Raw genomic sequence first — 16935 nt, 5'->3', positions numbered from 1 at the left:
TTTTAATTTTCTTATTTTACAACAGCTTCAATTTATACTAAGTTTACAGTATGCAAAAAACACTAGAAAAATACCTTCCTGAACGCGCAATACCGTTGTGTATAGAGATGATTAAGGTACATAGTGTAAATTTAAAAATTGTAAATCAGCGGGTGACCCGGCATGGTGATTATCGACGTTTGCCTAATGGGTCTCACAAAATTACCGTGAACGCCTCTTTAAATAAATACCGATTTTTAATGACCTTAGTGCATGAAATTGCCCATTTAGTGGCTTTTGAAAAATATGGCAGAAGCATTAAGCCACACGGCTTAGAATGGAAACGTACCTTTCAGGCCTTAATGTTGCCTTTTATTCGTCCTGAGGTATATCCGCCAAGAGTATTACCCCTGATAGCGAATCATTTTAGAAATCCAAGTGCGAGTAGTGATACCGATGCAAAATTATCATTAGCCCTGAAAAATTATGATGTTCAAGCCACTGATACCAATTATGTTTTTGAATTGCCTATCGGGAGTATTTTCAGAATCCATAATGGACGCCTCTTTAAAAAAGGAAATAAAAAAGTAAAACGTTACGAATGTGCAGAGTTGGCCACGGGAAAAGTATACCTGTTTCAGCCTAATGCCGAAGTTGAATTGATAAAAGACTAAAAAAATGAATAAAAATTATTACGCCGTATTAATGGCGGGTGGCGTTGGTTCCCGTTTTTGGCCTATGAGCACCACCGATAACCCAAAGCAGTTTCATGACATGTTAGGTACTGGTGATACCTTAATACAAAAAACATTTAAACGCCTAAATAAATTTGTTCCTACGGAGCAGATTTTAATTCTGACGAACGAGCGCTATAATGATTTGGTGCTGCAGCAATTACCACTGGTAAAACAAGACCAAGTGGTGTTAGAACCTGCCATGCGAAATACAGCACCTTGCATTTTGTACGCCGCTTTGAAAATTCAAAAGCAAAATCCTGATGCGGTGATGATTGTGGCACCCAGCGATCATTGGATTGAAGACGAAACTGCCTTTGCCAATGATGTGAAACAGTGTTTTGACAAATGTGAAAAGGAAGATGTGCTTTGCACTTTAGGCATAAAACCCACGTTTCCGAATACGGGTTTTGGGTATATTGAATTTGAAAAAGCCAGTGGTGTGGGTCTCAAAAAAGTACATCAATTTAGAGAAAAACCAGATTATGAAACCGCTAAAGATTTTATTGCACAAGGTAATTTTCTATGGAATGCGGGTATTTTTATGTGGAGTGTAACGACAATTATTAATGCCTTTAAAAAGTATCAAGCTTCTGAGTTTGCTTTATTTGAAAAAGGAATAGCTGTTTACAATACCAAAGACGAACAGGCTTTTATCAATGAGAATTATCCGAAAGCTGAAAATATATCGATAGATTATGCTATTTTAGAACCTTCAAAGCACATTTTTGTATTGCCAGCCACCTTTGATTGGAATGATTTGGGAACTTGGGGCTCGTTATATGATAAATTAGATAAAGATGAACATCATAATGCTGTTGTAAACAGTAAAGTGCTGAGTCAAGATGCTAGTGGCAACATGATTCGGTCTTCAAAGGATAAAATTATTGTGGTTGATGGTTTAAAAGATTATATCATTGTAGATAAGGAAGACGTTTTATTAATTTACCCTAAATCGAAAGAACAAGATATTAAACAAGTTCTTGTTAAGATTAAAAATAAGTTTGGTAACCAGTATACTTAATATATGCACGACGAAGTTAACAAAGATCACGTTTCTCCTAATAGCAATGAAGGTGCTAAAAGTGAAAATGTAAAAAAAGACTTTAAAGGACTTTTGGGTTCTGTAAAACATTTTTTATCTGATTTGCTTGACATTCGGAATAACACCGATCAAGAAGCAACACGAGAGTCTATTATCGCGGATATTCCGTTTAAAGGGCATACCTCTTGGATTCTAATCTGTTCTATTTTTATTGCATCGGTAGGCTTAAATGCAAATTCTACGGCTGTGGTTATTGGTGCGATGTTAATTTCGCCTTTAATGGGACCTATTTTAGGTATGGGTCTTTCATTGGCTATTAATGATGTAGACACCTTAAGGCGTTCCTTAAAGAATTTTGCGGTCATGGTGGTACTGAGTATTTTGACCGCGTATCTATTCTTTGCTTTTTTTCCTTTGCGTGATGAATCTTCGGAACTTTTAGCGCGTACTGCTCCTGATATTCGCGATGTTTTAATTGCCTTTTTCGGGGGTTTGGCTTTGGTGATTGCCAGAGCAAAAAAAGGAACTATCGCGAGTGTAATTTTTGGGGTGGCCATTGCAACGGCTTTAATGCCGCCCTTGTGCACCGTAGGTTTCGGCTTGGCCATTGGCAACTGGGATTATGCCACGGGAGCTATGTATTTGTTCACAATCAATACCATTTTTATTGGCTTAGCGACTTTTTTGGTGATCAAAATTTTGAAATTTCCTATGGTTCGATATGCGAACTCACAACGTAGAAGAACAATTTCAAGAATAGCATCATTAGTGGCCATTGCAGTAATGATTCCTGCAACATGGACCTTTTTTCAGGCATGGAGAGAGTCTAGATTTAAAAGTGATGCACAACAATTTATAAATAATACTATTGCTAAATATGAATTTGCAGGCAATGGTTATTTTCTGAGTGATTTTACAAATATTGAATACCATGGGAACGATAAATCTTTGTTTGATTTAATTTTTCGCAAGGAAGCAAAAGCTGAAAATTCATTGATTGAGGTGGTGTTTATGGGTGATGAATTGGTGCCTGATAATATCATTTCAAGTTGGAATAATATTATGGATGGTGATTTTCAATATCTTAAGGAAGTAGAGCTGAGAATCATTCAGGGATCTAAAAATGAAGAAATTGATCAGTTTAAGTACGTGAGTGAGCTTTATGAAACAAAGAAGGCAGAGCTTTTAAGTAAAGATGAGCGTATTAAGTTATTAGAACTAGATTTAGTGCGCTTAGAAAAATTGGCGGCTACACAAATACCTTTTCAAGACATTAGTGCTGAAGCTAAAGTTAATTATGAAAATTTGGCATCTTTAAGTTATTCCTATACCATTACCACTGATTTTCAAAAAACAGACACGATTCCGGTATTTGAAGCGCAATGGAAAAAGAACATAAAAGACGCTCAAGCCGCCGCTGATGGCAAAAAACTTATGGATTGGCTACGACTTCGTTTGAAGAATAATAAAATACAGTTGAGATAGTCATAGGCTTAGTACAAGAACAGTGGTATTTTGTGGCACTAAAATACTAGGGCTAATTTTTTTTGACTGGCTAGATTTTTTTGTTTCTAAGGGAAACATCTTAATTGCGTTCCTCAATGTACATTTGCCGTACTTTTTTAAACAAGTCAGATGAATACACAAAATCGGTCACGGCGGCATTATCGGTTTTAAAAATTTCTTTATTGGTCCCTTCCCATTCTTTAAGTCCGTTTTTAAGGAAGAGTATTTTTTGGCCAATTTCCATCACAGAGTTCATGTCGTGCGTATTGATGACGGTAGTAATGTCATATTCTTCGGTAATTTCTTGAATTAGATTATCAATGAGAATCGCCGTTTTTGGATCTAAACCAGAATTAGGTTCGTCACAAAATAAAAATTTAGGATTCATTACAATCGCTCTAGCAATAGCTACTCTTTTTTGCATTCCACCTGAAATTTCAGCTGGAAATCGTTTGTGGGCATCAATTAAATTAACACGCTTTAATACACTATTAACGCGGTCTTGCATTTCAGATTTTGACTGTTTGGTAAACATTTCTAAAGGAAACATAACATTGCCTTCAACAGTCATAAAATCAAATAAAGCGCTGCCTTGAAAAACCATCCCCATTTCTTGGCGTAGGCTCCTTTTTTGTTCAGGCTTTAAATCAGAATACGCATTTCCATTGTAAACAATAGTTCCTTTTTCGGGCTGAAAAAGGCCTAATAAGCATTTTAAAAATACTGTTTTACCAGAACCACTTTGACCAATAATCAAATTTGTTTTTCCTTTTTCAAAAGAAGTAGTTATTCCTTTTAAAACTTCAGTATCTCCGAAAGATTTGTGTATATCGTTTACTTCGATCATTAGCCTAATAAAAGTTGAGTTAAAACATAGTTTGCAACAATAATTACCACGCTGGTCCATACGAAAGCTGTAGTACTTGCTTTACCTACTTCTAAAGCACCACCTTTCATGTAAAATCCGTGAAAAGAAGGGACTGTTGCAATTATCAAAGCAAATACAATCGTTTTTAGAAAGGCATAGGTTACGTGAAACGGATTAAAATCTAACTGAAGTCCGTCTATAAAATCAGCACTTGTTAAGAAGCCACCAAAAACTCCAGCGACCCATCCGCCAAAAATACCTACAAACATGCCAATAGAAATTGCAAAAGGATAAAAAAGCATGGCAATGATTTTTGGAAATACCAGATAGTTCAGCGCATTTACGCCCATAACCTCTAAGGCATCAATTTGTTCGGTAACCCTCATACTTCCGATACTAGACGTAATATAAGAACCTACTTTACCGGCCATAATTATGGATACAAAAGTGGGGGCAAACTCTAAAATCACCGATTGTCTTGCGGTAAAGCCAATCAGGTTTTTTGGGATAATAGGATTCGTTAGGTTGAGTGCTGTTTGAATGGTCACTACAGCACCAATAAAGAATGAAATAAATATAATAATTCCTAGAGAGCTGTAAATGAGCTCGTCTATTTCTTTTAAAATAAGCGATTTCATTATTCTCCATTTAGTAGGTTTTTTAAAAACCTCACGAATCATAATAAAATAACTGCCAATTGCTGCTAGGTAATTCATTAATTAAGGGAATCTTAAGTGATAAACTGGAACCAACCAATTTAGTGTAAAAATAATAATATTAAATTGGTTGTAACTTGAATTTACAACAAAAGAAGAAAAAGAAAGAATTCGGGGTAGCTATGATGCCTTGTCTAGAGCGTTAGCCAACTTTAAAAATTACTTTAATTTAACCTTAAGTTGTATTTTTTTAAGTGTTTATTTGAGTATTTTTATCTTTTGTAATTAAAATTTATTTCATGAATACGAATAAAATAGTCTCCTTGTGGCTCTTAGTAGCGTTTTGTTTTTCTGCTAGTGTTGTTCAAGCGCAACGAAAATCAAAAAATAAGGATAAAGATCAAAGTCAAAAGCAAGAGGTAGTTTTTACGACCCCTTACACATCTCCAAAGTTAGTCGTAGGTATTATAGTGGATCAGATGCGCTTTGATTATATAACTAGATTCTGGAATCATTACGGTGAAGGTGGTTTTAAACGCCTAGTAGGGGAAGGTTTTAATTGTAAAAACAATCATTTTAACTACGCTCCAACCTATACCGGGCCTGGGCACGCATCGGTGTATACAGGAGCAACACCTGCTACACACGGTATCATTGGCAATAACTGGTACGATAAAGTAAGCGATACAGAAGTGTATTGTGTTAGTGACGATAGTTATGCTTCAGTGGGTACCACCTCAGATGCGGGTCAAATGTCTCCATTTAGAAACAAGGTGTCTACGATCACGGATGAACTGCGTTTGCATACGCAAATGCGAGGCAAAGTCATTGCTATTTCGCTAAAAGATAGAGGTGCAGTTTTGCCAGGGGGGTATGCCGCGAATGGAGCTTATTGGTTTCATGGAAAAAATGAAGGGAGTTGGATAACAAGTACTTTTTATATGAACCAATTACCAAAATGGGTAAGTGATTTCAATAGCTCGGATATGGCAGAATCTTATAAAAAACCATGGACAAGCTTAAAGGATATTTCAACCTATGTGGAGAGTGGTACCGATATAAATAACTATGAAGGTTTGTTTAAAGGAGAGCTAAATTCAGCATTTCCTCACGATTTGCCTGCGCTATGGGATACTAATGATCAATTTGATATTTTGAAAGCAACGCCCTATGGTAATAATTTAACTACAGATTTCGCAATAGCCTCACTAGATGGTGAAAGCCTAGGTGCTGACGCCATTACCGATTTTTTAGCAGTAAGTTATTCGAGTACAGATTATGTAGGTCATAAATATGGAGTGAATTCTAAAGAAGTACAAGATACTTATTTAAGGCTTGATCAAGATATTGAACGCCTTTTAAAAACCTTAGATGCTAAAGTTGGCAAAGGTGAGTATACTGTTTTTTTAACAGCAGATCACGCAGCAGTGCATGTACCCGCTTTTTTACAGGACATGAAAATTCCTGGTGGTTATACAGATTCAAAAAGCACAAAAGAGCGGTTTAGCGAATTTTTAAAATACAGCTATGGCTCAGAAGATATTGTAAAAAATAGCTCTAACGGACAGCTCTTTTTAGATCACAACATCATCAAAAATTTAGATTTAAATTTAGCAGAAGTACAAGAGCATTTTGCTAAAGAGCTCATGTCGTACGGGGAGTATAGCCATGTGTATACCGGTGAGCAAATGTGGGCCAATAATTATACCCATGGCATACCTCATATTCTTCAAAATGGGTATAGCCAGGAACGCTCAGGGGATGTTATAACAGTATTAAACTCTGGTTATATTAGTGCTAGTGCAAGGTCAAAAGGATCCACACACGGGTCTCCGTTTCCGTATGACACACACGTACCCTTGTTGTTTTATGGGAAAGGAATTAAGAAGGGTGAAACTTTTGAAAAAACAACAATTCCGGATATTGCACCAACTATTGCTGCTTTGTTAGGTATTTCTTTTCCTAGTGGAACCACGGGACAGCCTATTGTGGAAGTGTTGCGTAAGTAGTTGTCAAAAAAACACCGAGGATACGGGTGCTTGGCTGAAAATTTTATACATCAAATTCAAGGATGCTCAATGAATTTTGCTTTGGCTACCTGACCAGCTTAAGGGCTGTGTTAGGTAGTTGCGCATGGTTTAAAATAATTGTTTTCTGATGCCTTTCCATCGTAGCGTACGTATAAAATGGCCTTCTAAGGGTGATACTAAAAAGGGTTCTTTTGTTTTTTTTGCCATAAAATAGCCCTTCATATTATCGAAAAAAGCAGCTGCCTTATTTTGTTTCCAGGCCATCTTTAAGGATGCAATACACGTAATCATAATTCCGTAACGCATCGTAAACATGGCTTTTCCTTGCAATAGTTTTGCTTTTTTGTTATACCGATCACCTGTTGGTCTAAGATGTTTTACCTGCAGGGTCTTCTCGGTGCTAATAGCAAAACCATGATATTGAGCTAATAATTCATCTACCGTATCCCATCCCATAGCACATTTTAATCCACCGATAGCTTTAAAGCAGGCTTTAGAATAGGCTTTTATGGCCCCGCGAACATGTTTTAAATGCATAGGGTGGTTTAGTTTCCATTCGCCAAGAGTATCTTTTTCATAAATGAATCCCCCTGCAATACCAATTTTTGGATCAGACTTAAAAAGGGCTGAAATTTCTTCAAAGTAATTTTTGGGTAGGATAACATCTGCATCGAGCTTTACGATAAAATCGTATTGCTCATCAAGCAGGGCTAAACCTTTCGAAAAGGCATGAATAACCTTACTACCGGGTAAATGCTCCTCCGAGGAGCTGGTATTTAATTTTACAAAGCGGCCGTTTGCGGTATACCTATCAATAATGAGCTCTGTATCATCTGTGGAATTATCGTTCACTATGATCACTTTTTTAGGTGCTAAAGTTTGATTGGTAATAGACTGTAAGGTGTCCTCTAAAAAAAGTGCTTCATTATGAGCGGGGATGACAATGTAATACTCCATTTTTAAAATTGAAATTGGATAGTAAATATCGGATTAATATTTTAAAATGGAGAAAACCAATTATTTTTATTTAGGCAAAAATAAATCAGCAAAGTATCGGAAACTTAAAAATTAGTCGTTTAAAAGTACATAATTTCGATGAAATACACTTTTAAACTAAAAACCTATGAATTTTTATTAGGTAATGCTTCAGAATTATTATTGAATTTTGTCGAAGAAATTAACCCCTTATCCAAATTGTTATGAAAACTACGAACACCTACAACGTACTTTTTGCACTAATTATTGTAGTGGTAAACTACAGCCTACAGGCGCAAAATTCAGTCACAAAAGTTTCAGACTTAACAAGTCTAAACGAGACCCAAAAACGACAAGAAAATTATAAAGTTCTTAAAGATCTTGGGTATAACGAAATAGCCATTTTCGAAGACCTTGGCAATGCTAATTTTTTAAACAAAAATTATGAAACAGCCATGTATTGGTACACCAAACTTTTTAAATTGAGTGATGGTAATAACATTAGTAAAAACTACTACGAGCGGTATCAATTCGCCCTAAAAGCGACGAACAATCCTAACCTAAATTTAGCTAGTTCGGAAAAAGATTGGGTAGCTCAAGTAAAAGAAGATTATAAAATTCCAAATAAGCAGCATCAGGCTAAATTCAAAGATTTTAATTTCGGAAACAATCAAAAAGTAAAAGCATTAGAGGCTTTTGTAGCTAAAGAAACTGTACAAGAATTTAATCAAGAATCGATTTCGGAAAATAATCGCACAAAAAACCTTCAAAACCAGTCTCCAATTGCAATGACCGTTGATGGCAATACAGCCTATTACACAAAGCAGGTAGCTGTAAAACCATTATATGGTGTTTTTTCTAAAAAGGAGCTAGTGCATAAAATTTTCAAAGCAAACTATAGCAATGGAACTTGGACAACCACAGGAGAAGTAGCCTTAGGTCCAAAAAATGCATCTGTTATGCATCCAACAATTTCTGAGGATGGAAGTCGCTTATTTTTTGCTTCAGATATGCCAGGAACCTTTGGTAAGTTCGATATTTATGTTGCCACAATTCAAAAAAATGGCGCCATGGGAGTCGCTAAAAACTTAGGTCAAAAAGTAAATACAAACGAGGACGATTTGTATCCGAATATTATGGGAGGGACATCGCTTTTCTTCGCATCAAATGGACATCAAGGCTATGGGGGATTAGATGTTTATATGGTCGAAGTGGCAAGTAACAAGGTTGGCGCTACCGTCAACCTTGGAAGTCCCATAAACAGTAGGGAAGATGATTTTTCTATTCAGCTCATCACCGATAAAGAAACAGGTTATGTTGTTTTACAAAGAGGACAAAACTATGGAAACACGCAGCGTGTTGCTTATGCTTATGATGATCCAAGCTTAAGAGCCAAACAAAAACGCAAAGAGTATCACATTTTGGAAGCTTTGAATACCGAATCAAAGATCAACTACTCCAGTTCTATTTTTGAAGATAACGAATAGCTTTTTTGATCTCCGCTGATACACGTATGAGTATCTGAACATGCAGTAGTAGAACAATCTTAATCTTTTCAATTATGAACTATTTAACGACCCTCAGAATATATAAAATAGCCATTTTTTTGGTCATAGGTATGGCTTTTGGTACGGTGACTGTATCCGCTCAGGAAACGGTAACTGATCTTAGCTCTAAAACTACCTATCACAATCAATTATTTTTTAATCGATTTTTAATCAATCCTACGTTCTCTTTAGTGCGCGAGGAAAAATCATACCTTAATATTTTACACCGAAACCAATACAGTACTTTTGAAGATAACAATCAGAATTATTTTATAGGTTTCAGTAATAAAATAAATAACAATACGGCTCTAGGAATTGGTATTTACAGCCAATGGTCAGGAGTGGTTCAGGAGTTTGGTTTTAATGCAAATTATGCACGATCAGTGCAACTTGGAAGTACGAGCAGCTTAACCTTCGGTGCAAACATTACCTATTTTAGTGACGGTTTAGATAGAAATAGGGTAGTGGCATCAGAAGAGGATCCAGAATTAGCAGCGGCCACCAAAGAAAGTAAAATTGCTATTCAACCAGGAATTACTTTATCTGTGGGGAAGTTCGATTTTAGTGTATATGCCAAAGACTTATTAAACTACAACCAAACTACTAATGCTTTTTTAACTAATTTAAGCGATAAAAGTATTACTGCCTCGGTACAGTATACGCATCTTTTAGGCCCTAGAAGAGGCTTATTTGAAAATGGAAAATTAACGCCGCTTGTACAAGTAAGTAGAAATCAAGATAACAAGTTAACCTATGTGGGCTCGGTGGTTTTAGAGTTACCGCAATACGGTTGGTTACAAAGTACTTTTGATGATGAATATGGATTGTCTATGGGTTTTGGTTTTAACCTCAATAAAAAAATGTCTTTAGGGTATTTGATGGAAAAAGATGTCGTTAATGAAGTGGCAGACTTAGGTTGGAATCATGAATTATCTGTTGCCTATACGTTTAAAAGCAATAAGAATAGCGCTGCAGATTTGGCAGATAACTCTCAAGATAGTAAGGTTGATGCCATCATTAGAAATTATGAAGATCAAATTTTAAAATTAATAGCCAATCAAAAAGAGCAAAACACCAACGATGATGAGGAAAACTCAGAAAAGAGTATGGAGGCTATAGAAAGTATATCACCATCAAAGCCTAGCCGTAAGCCATCAAAAAGTAGAAAAACTATTGAATCTGGAGCAGGTTTAGGCCGTATGGCAAGTACTGATGGAGAAAATGAGAATACTTTAGCCTATGAAAACCGGCTTATTCTAGACGAGCTTATCTTACGACAAGACTCTATTGAGAGTATTCGTAACCAACAATTTGAAGAACGTTTCGAAGCAATTGTTCGCATATTGCGTAGTGATTTAAAGAATAACAACGGTACAGCAACGCAAGCGAATGAGGGCCATCAGGCTTCAGGTTACGCCGCTACTCAAACGAATAAAGTGAATACATCGGCTACTACCGGATTTAAAAAATTAAACATTGAAGTATTAAATCAGTCTAATATTATAGGCGTGAAATCAGGATACTATGTTATTGCCAATGTATATAAGACAGAGAAATACTTAAACGCTTTTATAAAAAAGCTTGAAGAAAAGGGATTAAATGCAAAACAATTTTACAACAAAGAAAACGGTCTGTATTATGTGTATTTAGCTGATTTTGATATCAAACAAGATGCTGAAACTGCTTATGTTTCTAACTTAAACGGGAAATACAATGATGAAAAATGGATTATGCAAGTAGATAATGTAAATGCAACGGCCACTGTGGCGAATATGTATGAGGATTAATTGAATACAAGCATTGCGAAAAAACGAAGAGAAAGAATAAACTCATAGTTCGTCAATGATTTCAAATGAGGATTGTATTTGCTTTGAGTACTTGGCAAGGGCTAAAAAATTAAGGTAGTTAATTGGATAAAGGTGAGGTTGAGGCCTGCTAAAATGATTTTCATTTTAGCAGGTTTCTTTATGTATAAGAACTTCCGTTTTATTTTCGATGAACGGTCTACCAAGACCTATTTATTTAACATGCTGTAGAACAAATACTTATAGTTTAACGGGGAACACTTTATCGAAAAAATTTAAAAAAGTAGGAAAAAGACTACTTTTAATTCTAATTTTATCAAATTAATAAGTACATTTAATAAAAGCTAAAGACTCTAATGTTAAAAAGTATCCCATAATTATCATTAGAGGACTTATTTTTTTACTAAAATAGTATCGTGTATTGAACGAAAATTAAAATTCATTAAACCCCCAAATTATGAAGATTAAACTTAACCTCGCATCCCAATCGAAAATTAGTGCTAAGCACAACATTTTCTTCCAATTATTTTTTAAAAACTTTCTACTCCTTTTAAAACCTTAGCTTAGGTAACTAACTACCTTATGGTGCTGAAATAGCACAACTGCTAAGCCTTTTAAAGGCTAATCCTTTCTTAACAAACGGATCATGAGCGACTTTGTCATCATGTGTTCTGTGTTTTGCGAATGGCTTAAATTTTGAAAGTAAGCACTTTCAAGCAGGTTTTTTGTGTCTTTTTTTGAGCACTTTAGGGTCATTAAATTAAAAATGCCAATCCTTTAGTAGGCTATTGCTTTGGCAAAAAACAACCTACTGAACAAAACCCCCATAGTATGAAATCAAATATTTTAAAAATCATGATACTCGATGATGATTTACAATATCATGAAGCGTATCGCTATTATTTTGAGACCTATTTATCCTATCAACTAGTCGGAATTTACACGTGTGTAAAAGATGCTTTATTAGCTTATAACGATGTCAAACCAGATATTATTGTCTCTGAAATTGATATTCCAGATATTGGCGGAATTGAAGCCATCTCTCATTTTAGAAAACTAGATGAAGAGGTTAAAATAATAATGCTAAGTACCCAAAGCGATTTTGAGCTCGTTAAAAAAGCTTTTAAAAGTAGGGCTAATGGGTATTTGACAAAACCGGTAACCAAACAACGGCTTCATAGTGCTTTAGATGCCATAAAGTTTGAGGGTGCTACCATGAGCAGTGATATTGCAAAAATGGTCATCGCTATGTTTCATAGAAAATCATATACTAATTTTTCAGACCGGGAAAACCAAATTGTAGACCATCTATGCCAAGGTGAAACCTATAAAAGCATTGCAAAAAAGTTATTTATTACCGCCAGTGCTGTAAACTTTCACATTCAGAACATCTATCTAAAACTCAATGTAAACTCAAAATCAGAAGCTCTGGTAAAACTAAGAGCTCTAGAAATGCAGTTTTAATGCTCCAATTCAACAGCACTGCAAGTATTTGTAGTGCTGTTGAATTATATGGTTGAGATAATTTTAGTTGCAGTTTTATGGGCGGCTAAAACAGCACCATTCATATAACCAGCAAATTCTGTTGCAGCTTCTGAACTAGAGATCAGTAGTTTATTATTGAAATAAGACGCTGAAAATACTGGATTTCCATTATTTTGATGTGGTTATAGTGATATTTCTGAAGGTTCAAACGTATGTTTTTCCTGGCTCCAAACGCATTCATCATAGGCTATAAAGGCTGCTGCTTTTGCGCCAAAAACGGTTTTTAATTGGCTAATAACAGCTGCACGCCTATCTACAGCTTTTAGGGTTTTATAGGATGAATTTATAAAACCACAAAGCGCATAGCTAGAACGCTCGTGGTTACAATGGTCATAGAGTTCTGTGATGGGCCCTGTATTGCTAAAAACGGTACCTGATAGTTTTTCTTGTTCCCAAAAAGGATCCTGATAGGTTAGTGCAACTTTAATGGAGTCTTCCATCCATGTATGTGTTTGCTGTGCAATCTGCATTACATTGTTGGGTAAATCAGGTTCGAAAACTATTTTTTTAGCCCATAATTTAGGTGGAATCGCCAAAACTACTTGGTTCGCTTCAAAGGTTTCATTGGCCGTCACTTGCACGGTATTATAATGAAATGTAATTTCTTTCACCGTCTGGTTCAGTAGAATATCTTTTTGGTTTAGTTTTCGGTACAAGGCCTCTATAAGCTGAAAGCTACCGCCTGAAATTCGATAACTTGGAGCTTGATTTGGCATCTGAATTGCTTGGGCAGGAGACGTAGAAAAGGGTTGAAAAAATACAGTACCCTCCATGAACTGTTGAAAATAATCAAGTTCTAATTCGGCTAAAAGTGTTATTAAATGTTGGTGTTGTGCACTGAACCAAGTTGCGCCCATCTCAATGGGTGTATTATTTGTTTGTAAAACGGTGTTTATTCGTCCGCCAATTCTTGATCTTGCTTCTAAAATTTTAAAAGGTATTCCCTCTTTTTTTAAGTTGTACGCTGTTAAAAGTCCGGACAGTCCGGCGCCAATAATTATAACCATTGTACAAAAATACTGAAGTAAAACGATGTGCTGGCTGCTTAAATTTTATTTTTTAATTGATCTACTAAAAGTTTTGAACTTTTACAAAAAGTACTTTATTTCAAAAAAAAAGGCCTTGCTATACTAAAGATTAACAGCTTTGGTAACAGGCTTGTTTGCAATTGAGAAAAATTTTGGAATTAAATGAAGCCATTAGGATAATGGTTTTACCGGCATTTTCGCGTTCATTTTTCTTCTCCAATACACGATATAAATTGTTCCTAGAATAGTAGGTAGTGTCCAAGCCACCAACGTATCTTGCCCCAAACCTGCCACTATAAAAGCGGTAAAAGAGGCAATAAGGGCACCGACCATTTTTCCGATATGATTGGCAAGCCATCCCTTTTTTGTGTTGCGAAATTTTTTATAAAAGATAAAATCGCGGATGCTTAAAGAAAGTCCGAAGCCACCAAAAAAAACAAAAAGTAGGGAGCCCATATTACCCAGTGCTAAGCCATAGGAGCCATATACAATCATTAGGCTTGATAATAAAAGCATTGTTCCCGAAATTATTTTATCGATGGCTGTGGCCTCTTTTTTATGGTTAGACCTAAAGGTCATTATTTGATTGCCAGAAACGACTAAATAAATAGTGAAGAGTGCTATTAACAGTAGCAATACATTTTCGTGATTCGGCATGCAAGCAATAGGTATTGCTATTAATGAGCTTGTGATCATGCCTAAAGAAAATAATTTTCCCATTCTTTTGTGCGCTTTACTTCCCTTGGTACAGATGATACTTCCTATACCCGTAATAAGACCTAATCCGCCGAAAAATGCATGAATGTAAATGAATGTTTTGATGGTTGCTTCCATAACTGCTAGATTTTAATATTTCAAAAATCGACAATTATTTAGGCCTTACCGTCTTTACTAAACCCAAGTGTAGTTTTAAAGTGCTGAGTTGTTTAAAACTACAGCAGCTATAATAGGATAGAGCTTTCCAGAAGTTTTAGATTTCATACCTCAATAATCTCAAAGCATTGAGCACTACTAAAAGTGTAGAGCCTTCATGACCAACTACAGCGGGTCCAATAGCAATGGTACCCATGATGGTCATGGGTACTAAAATAGCCACCATTCCTAAGCTAATCACTAAATTTTGTTTGATGATTTGCCTTGCTTTTCTACTAAGTCCAATAGCAAAGGGAAGATTATCTAGTTTGTCAGCCATAAGTGCAATATCGGCTGTTTCTAAGGCAACATCCGAGCCTGCAGCACCCATAGCGATACCTACGGTACTTTTGGCCATGGCGGGTGCGTCATTTACCCCATCACCTACCATGGCTACATTACCTACTTCTTGTTTTAGACTTTCAATAGCTTTTACTTTGTCTTCTGGTAATAAACTGCCCATGGGATCTGTAATTCCAATTGTTTTTGCGATAGCATCCGCTACTTTTTGATGATCCCCTGTCAACATTACCATTCGCTTAATTCCCATTTTTTTCAAAGCAGCCAGCGTGGCTTTGGCTTCGGGTCGTGCAATATCCATGGCGGCAATAATACCTAAATAGTTTTTGTCTTTATGAATAATCATAGCCGTGTGCCCTTGTGATTCTAAGTCGGCCATTTTTGAGTCTATCTCTTTAGGAACTTCCTGTCCCGTTAATTCTTCAAAAAGCCTTCGATTACCAATATGTACCAAACCAGCTTCCCAGGTGGCTTTAATTCCTCTTGCCGTTAAGGCTTTTAGATCTTCAGCCTTAGAAATAGGGATGTTTCCCAGCTCTTTTTTACCCCCTTCAACTATGGCTGCTGCTAATGGGTGATCGCTTAAAGCCTCTACTGCAACGGCGATTTTTAAGAGCTCTACTTTAGTTGTTTTCCCAAAGGGGATGGCGTGAGTTAAGGTTGGTCTACCTTCGGTTAAGGTTCCTGTTTTATCAAAAGCAATGGCTCGTAAGCCGCCTAAATCTTCAAGTGGTCGTCCGCCTTTAATTAAAACACCTTGGCGCGCAGCACGCGCAATCCCAGCCAATACAGCACTAGGGGTTGAAATAGCTAAGGCACAAGGAGAAGCTGCAATTAAAACTGACATAGCCCTATAAAAACTCTGTTCAAAGGTTTCATTGAGGATAAGGAAAGCGAGCATTAATACGGTAACCACCAGTAAAACAATGGGGACATAGTATTTTTCGAACTTATCGGTAAAGTGTTGGGTGGGTGATTTTTGGGTTTCGGCTTCTTTGACTAGCATAATGAGTCTAGAGAGCGTACTGTCTTTTGCTTCTTTCAACACCTTTATTTCTAATACGCCACTGCCATTTATGGTGCCCGCAAAAACACGATGTTCCGGTAATAGTGTATTAATCTCATTTTCATCTTGCCAATTTTCTCTCGGGCGTTTCTCGACCGGGATACTTTCTCCAGTTATAGAGGCTTGGTTAACGGGGCTTGTTCCTTTAATAACGACGCCATCTGCGGCAATTTTAGAATTTGGTTTTACGACAATGATATCGCCTAGGTTAAGCTGTTCTATGCTTATCTCTTTCAGTTCCCCATTGCGTTTTACCAAGGCCATAGGTGGTGCTAAATCAGAAAGCGCAGCAATAGATTTTCTTGCTCGTTTCATGGCATAATGCTCTAAGGCATGACCTAAACTAAACAGAAAAAGTAGTAAAGCGGCTTCTCCCCATTTACCTAAGGCAGCCGCACCTATGGCTGCAAATAGCATCAAAAAATCGATCTCAAATTTCCCCCGAAGTACATCTTCCCCAGCGGTAATAAAAGTAAAAACACCTCCAAGAACAGCTCCAATCATAAAGAGAACGGTCGAGGGATAGGCTGTAATACCATCAACGAAGGATAAAATAACGCCACCTAACCAGAATATGCCACTAAGAATAGCGAAATAGAGCTCTGTGTTTTCTCCTAAAATCTGAAATTTGGAGGCTATTTCATGATGGTGTTCATGATGCCCATTTCCCGTACTATCTTTTATATCGCGAATAGTCAGGCCTATTTTTTTAACCGATGCGATAATCTCAGATTTAATGGCTTCATCACCACTCCAATCTAAGTGAACCATCCCCGAAGCGGACACCGAGACCTGATGCACTCCTTTTTTTGTACTCAAAATCTGCTCAATTCTTCGAATTTTGCGAATGTCTTTAATTTCTCCTATTTCAAGCTTTAGTGTATTCATTAATGAAGGGGTGGGCCTGTCTTTTAGTTTATTGAATTATTGTAGGCATAC

At 36.5% G+C, this 16935-nt stretch carries 13 protein-coding genes; 7 read left to right on the top strand and 6 right to left on the bottom strand.

Annotated elements, in window-relative coordinates; translation table 11 throughout:
• Window positions 1–50 precede the first annotated feature (50 nt).
• The 3 genes from GQ45_RS07460 to GQ45_RS07450 are packed head-to-tail and all read left to right on the top strand — an operon-like array spanning window position 51 to window position 3243.
• Window positions 51–653, top strand: coding sequence for a SprT-like domain-containing protein (locus tag GQ45_RS07460; RefSeq protein WP_047416398.1), 603 nt, complete (start codon window positions 51–53; stop codon window positions 651–653).
• A gap of 4 nt (window positions 654–657) precedes the next feature.
• The gene (locus GQ45_RS07455) at window positions 658–1737 is read left to right on the top strand and encodes a mannose-1-phosphate guanylyltransferase (RefSeq protein ID WP_047416396.1); all 1080 of its coding nucleotides are present in this window, start codon (window positions 658–660) and stop codon (window positions 1735–1737) included.
• A 3-nt stretch (window positions 1738–1740) separates the two neighbouring features.
• Complete coding sequence (locus GQ45_RS07450; RefSeq protein ID WP_047416394.1) at window positions 1741–3243, top strand: DUF389 domain-containing protein; 1503 nt, start codon at window positions 1741–1743, stop codon at window positions 3241–3243.
• 100 nt (window positions 3244–3343) lie between these two features.
• On the opposite strand, the gene GQ45_RS07445 is transcribed toward GQ45_RS07450, so the two are convergent.
• Window positions 3344–4111 (bottom strand): ABC transporter ATP-binding protein, encoded by a 768-nt coding sequence (locus GQ45_RS07445; protein WP_047416393.1) that lies wholly within the window; start codon window positions 4109–4111, stop codon window positions 3344–3346.
• Complete coding sequence (locus GQ45_RS07440) at window positions 4111–4848, bottom strand: ABC transporter permease (RefSeq protein WP_047416391.1); 738 nt, start codon at window positions 4846–4848, stop codon at window positions 4111–4113. The genes GQ45_RS07445 and GQ45_RS07440 overlap by 1 nt, the downstream gene beginning before the upstream one ends.
• A gap of 239 nt (window positions 4849–5087) precedes the next feature.
• Here GQ45_RS07440 and pafA point away from each other — a divergent pair, with 239 nt between their 5' ends.
• Window positions 5088–6797, top strand: coding sequence for an alkaline phosphatase PafA (gene pafA / locus GQ45_RS07435; protein WP_047416389.1), 1710 nt, complete (start codon window positions 5088–5090; stop codon window positions 6795–6797).
• Between the two features lie 129 nt (window positions 6798–6926).
• On the opposite strand, the gene GQ45_RS07430 is transcribed toward pafA, so the two are convergent.
• On the bottom strand, window positions 6927–7775 hold the full coding sequence (locus GQ45_RS07430; protein WP_047416388.1) for a glycosyltransferase family 2 protein: 849 nt from the start codon (window positions 7773–7775) through the stop codon (window positions 6927–6929).
• A 242-nt stretch (window positions 7776–8017) separates the two neighbouring features.
• Between GQ45_RS07430 and GQ45_RS07425 the strand changes: the two genes are divergently transcribed.
• The 3 genes from GQ45_RS07425 to GQ45_RS07415 all read left to right on the top strand — a co-directional run bounded on the left by GQ45_RS07425 (window position 8018) and on the right by GQ45_RS07415 (window position 12609).
• Window positions 8018–9280, top strand: coding sequence for a PD40 domain-containing protein (locus tag GQ45_RS07425; RefSeq protein WP_047416386.1), 1263 nt, complete (start codon window positions 8018–8020; stop codon window positions 9278–9280).
• A gap of 74 nt (window positions 9281–9354) precedes the next feature.
• The gene (locus GQ45_RS07420) at window positions 9355–11127 is read left to right on the top strand and encodes a PorP/SprF family type IX secretion system membrane protein (protein WP_047416384.1); all 1773 of its coding nucleotides are present in this window, start codon (window positions 9355–9357) and stop codon (window positions 11125–11127) included.
• A gap of 849 nt (window positions 11128–11976) precedes the next feature.
• Entirely contained in the window at window positions 11977–12609 is a 633-nt protein-coding gene (locus GQ45_RS07415) for a response regulator transcription factor (RefSeq protein WP_047416382.1), read from the top strand.
• A gap of 203 nt (window positions 12610–12812) precedes the next feature.
• Here the strand turns inward: GQ45_RS07415 and GQ45_RS07410 are convergent, their stop codons facing one another.
• The 3 genes from GQ45_RS07410 to GQ45_RS07400 form a co-directional block, all read right to left on the bottom strand.
• A complete protein-coding gene (locus GQ45_RS07410) occupies window positions 12813–13697 on the bottom strand; it encodes an FAD-dependent oxidoreductase (protein ID WP_231555169.1) in 885 nt (294 codons plus the stop codon).
• A gap of 192 nt (window positions 13698–13889) precedes the next feature.
• Entirely contained in the window at window positions 13890–14552 is a 663-nt protein-coding gene (locus GQ45_RS07405) for a hypothetical protein (RefSeq protein ID WP_047416380.1), read from the bottom strand.
• A gap of 136 nt (window positions 14553–14688) precedes the next feature.
• Window positions 14689–16884, bottom strand: coding sequence for a heavy metal translocating P-type ATPase (locus GQ45_RS07400; RefSeq protein ID WP_047416378.1), 2196 nt, complete (start codon window positions 16882–16884; stop codon window positions 14689–14691).
• Window positions 16885–16935: the final 51 nt, after the last annotated feature.

The organism is Cellulophaga sp. Hel_I_12, assembly GCF_000799565.1.
Classification (GTDB): domain Bacteria; phylum Bacteroidota; class Bacteroidia; order Flavobacteriales; family Flavobacteriaceae; genus Cellulophaga.
Note: the sequence above shows the minus strand (reverse complement) of the source record. Positions and strands in the feature narration are given on the sequence as shown.